At 65.7% G+C, this 3,136-nt stretch carries 4 protein-coding genes; 1 reads left to right on the top strand and 3 read right to left on the bottom strand.

Going from position 1 to position 3,136, the window contains the following annotated elements; genetic code table 11:
• The 3 genes from ACK5IR_RS09610 to ACK5IR_RS09600 all read right to left on the bottom strand — a co-directional run.
• The coding region (locus ACK5IR_RS09610) for a hypothetical protein (protein WP_416928289.1) at positions 1 to 230 on the bottom strand (230 nt) is incomplete at its 3' end.
• A 250-nt stretch (positions 231 to 480) separates the two neighbouring features.
• Complete coding sequence (serS, locus tag ACK5IR_RS09605; RefSeq protein WP_416928287.1) at positions 481 to 1,773, bottom strand: serine--tRNA ligase; 1,293 nt, start codon at positions 1,771 to 1,773, stop codon at positions 481 to 483.
• Between the two features lie 71 nt (positions 1,774 to 1,844).
• Positions 1,845 to 2,534 carry a trypsin-like serine peptidase gene (locus ACK5IR_RS09600; RefSeq protein WP_416928285.1) on the bottom strand — a complete coding sequence of 230 codons (690 nt, stop codon included), beginning with the start codon at positions 2,532 to 2,534 and terminating at the stop codon, positions 1,845 to 1,847.
• Positions 2,535 to 2,934: 400 nt separating this feature from the next.
• Here ACK5IR_RS09600 and yajC point away from each other — a divergent pair.
• The coding region (gene yajC / locus ACK5IR_RS09595; protein WP_416928283.1) for a preprotein translocase subunit YajC at positions 2,935 to 3,136 on the top strand (202 nt) is incomplete at its 3' end.

Genomic DNA, 3,136 nt, shown 5'->3' with positions numbered 1-3,136 from the left:
CCCGGCAGGATTTCCAGTTCCTGTGCATCGGTGAGTTCCCCGGGGCTGACCGCGCCGCTCGCGTCGTAGTCGATCTCGTCGAACAGGTCTTTGCTCGGTTCCGGACAGGCGACCCGAAGTTCATCGAACGAATAGCCGCCGCTTCCGTCGCTGTCGGCAACGGCCGTCTCAGTGCCGACCCGAATTGCGGCAAAGACCAGCATGGCCGCCAGACAAACGCCGTTACGCATTCCTGCCATCTCCATCATGTCCCGCAGGGCGGCATCCGCCGTTACGCAAGTCATGACTTCGCCGCGCGTTCCGCAAGCGTGCCGCTCGGTGCGATTATCGAGATTGATGTGGGTTGTCAGGTCGATTGTCAGGGATTTCAATGTTGCGCCCCAGATCGGTCGGCGATCTGCGCCGCCCGATGTCGTGGACCCGGAAAACGGCTTCCATACCCATGGAACGCACCCGTTTACGGTACCGGCGAGTGCGCGTCTAAACCAGTATTCCCGCCGCGTCGATGCGGGTTTTGCCACCCAGCCACGGGTGCAGCGCATCGGGCAGGTCGACAGAGCCATCGGCCTGCTGGCCGTTCTCCAGCACCGCGATCAGGCAGCGGCCGACAGCGAGGCCCGAGCCGTTCAGCGTGTGCACGAACTCGGGCTTTCCGCCACCTTCGGGGCGGAAGCGGGCGTTCATCCGCCGCGCCTGAAAATCGCCGCAGACCGAGACGGACGAGATCTCGCGATAGCTGTTCTGGCCGGGCAGCCAGACCTCGATGTCGTGGGTCTTGCGCGCGCCAAAGCCCATGTCGCCGGTGCACAAAACAACGGTGCGATAAGGCAGGCCGAGACGTTCGAGGATGTTCTCGGCGCAACGCGTCATGCGCGCATGCTCGTCCAGACTGGCATCGGGATGGGTGATCGAGACCATCTCGACCTTTTCGAACTGGTGCTGGCGCAGCATGCCGGCGGTATCCTTGCCGGCACTGCCCGCCTCGGAGCGGAAGCACAGCGAATGCGCGGTGTAGCGGCGTGGCAGGCAGCTTTCCTCGACAATGGTGTCGCTGACGGTGTTGGTCAGCGTCACCTCTGATGTGGGGATCAGCCACAGCCCCTCGCGCAGCAGATAGCTTTCCTCGCCGAATTTCGGCAACTGGCCGGTGCCGAACATCGCCTCCTCGCGCACCAGAACCGGGCCGTTGACCTCGGTCAGGCCATGTTCGGCGGTGTGGGTGTCGAGCATGAACTGCGCCAGCGCCCGGTGAACGCGCGCCACAGCCCCCGACAGCAACACGAAGCGCGCGCCCGAAAGTTTCGCGGCGGTCGCGAAATCCATACCCGGCTGAACGGCGGCCAGATCGAAATGCTCCCTGGGTTGAAAATCGAAGGCGCGCGGGGCGCCCCAGCGGCGTATTTCAACATTGCCGGTTTCGTCCGCGCCGTCCGGCACATCGTCAAGCGGCAGGTTGGGCAGGGTGGACAGCAATTCGTTCAGGCGGAAATCCTCGGCCTTGGCCTGTTCTTCCAGTACCGCGATCTCGTCTTTCTTGCCGGCGACCAGATCGCGCAGGCGTTCGAATTCGGCCTCGTCGCCGCGTGCCCGGGCGGCACCGACCTGTTTCGAGGCCGCGTTGCGCATGGCCTGTGCTGCCTCGGCTGCGGCGATTTTCTCGCGGCGGGTGCTGTCGATGGCAAGGATCCGGGCCGAGACCGGCGAAACGCCAAGCCGCGCCATGCCGGCATCGAATGCGTCCGGGTTTTCGCGGATGAAGCGTATGTCGTGCATCGGTCTCTCCCTGGCCATGGGTCCTGCGCCGCGTCTTGCCGCAAACCGGCGCGGGAGGGAAGGGGCAAGCGCTAGAAGGCGGGCGGCCTGTCCGGGGCGGCATGGGGAATGGCGGCGAGCGAGCGGACCGGCGGTGATCCGCTGGCCGAGGCCGAAACCAGACCGACCACCCGCCAGCCGTCGGGCCCGTTCCACAGTACCGGTCCGCCCGAAGCACCCTGGATCACCGGGCAATCGAGCCCAAGCCGCCCCGCATCGCGCCAGACCACGGTGCAATCCGGTTGACGCGAGGGCGCATGCGGCCGGTCGCGGCGGTATCCGATGAGATCGACGTCGAATGCGTCCTCGGGCAGGGCGGCCAGAGGCAGCGGCGAGACGGTTTCGGCCCCGACCGGGCTTTCCAGCAGCACGAAGGCCGAATCATAGGCCACCTGCGAGGCGAGCGACGGCAGGGCGGGGTCGTAACCGGGATGCGGCAGAATCTCGGCTCCGGTGCGATGGGCGACATATTCGCCACCGCGCCAGCCGGCGACGAAATGCACATCCCCGGCCCGCGCCATGTTGCCGTCGGCCCGGAACAGGCAATGCGCCGCCGTCAGCACCAGATCTGGCGCCACCAGCGTGCCGGTACACATCGACCGCGCCCTGAGCCCCGCCACATTGACCCGCCCGATGGCGTTCCATGCCGCCTGCGCATCGGCGGGCAGCATGTCGGGCTGCTGCGCGGGCGCGGCGGCGACGGACGCGATGACGACAAGCACGGCACCGATAATGCCTCGGAAGGCTGTTCGCGTGAGATTCCCGGTCGAAGAAGCAACAATCATCATGCCAATCACGAGGCCCCATGCAGACGAAAGCGCCTTTATTCCCCGGTCCACCATGCTTGGCAAGATTCGCCCATTGGCGCGGCGGGGCCATCGCCAGTTTTCGGCAATGCGGTACGCCCATGCGAGTCAGGGTCGCGGCTTTCCCGTACATGGCAGACTCTCGTGCAGCGACGATGCCTGTCGGGCCCATTCGCCACCATCGTCCGGGTCCGGCGTGCCGGCAATGAGGCTGCATGCGATGCAGCGCCGCTTCACCTTGCCATTGGCGCCCGGCGCACATAGGTTGCCCGCCAATCGTCAGGGGGCATGCCCCCGACCAATCGAGGGGTAATCCATGTTCGTATCTCCCGCCTATGCGCAGGCCGCCGGTGGCGGCGGAAGCGCCATCATGCAGTTCATGCCGCTGATCCTGATTTTCGCCATCATGTATTTCCTGCTGATCCGGCCGCAGCAGAAGAAGCTCAAGGCGCATCAGAAGATGGTGTCGGAACTGCGCCGGGGCGATCAGATCGTCACCCAGGGCGGCATCATCGGCA

It is taken from the genome of Tropicimonas sp. (genome assembly GCF_047971885.1).
Classification (GTDB): Bacteria; Pseudomonadota; Alphaproteobacteria; order Rhodobacterales; family Rhodobacteraceae; genus Tropicimonas.
The sequence above is the reverse complement of the archived record's forward strand: the minus strand, read 5'-3'. Positions and strand labels throughout refer to the sequence as shown.

Bases quoted from the DNA above. Each gene is read 5' to 3' on its own strand.
- serS (WP_416928287.1), bottom strand. From the start codon at position 1,773: ATGCACGACATACGCTTCATCCGCGAAAACCCGGACGCATTCGATGCC.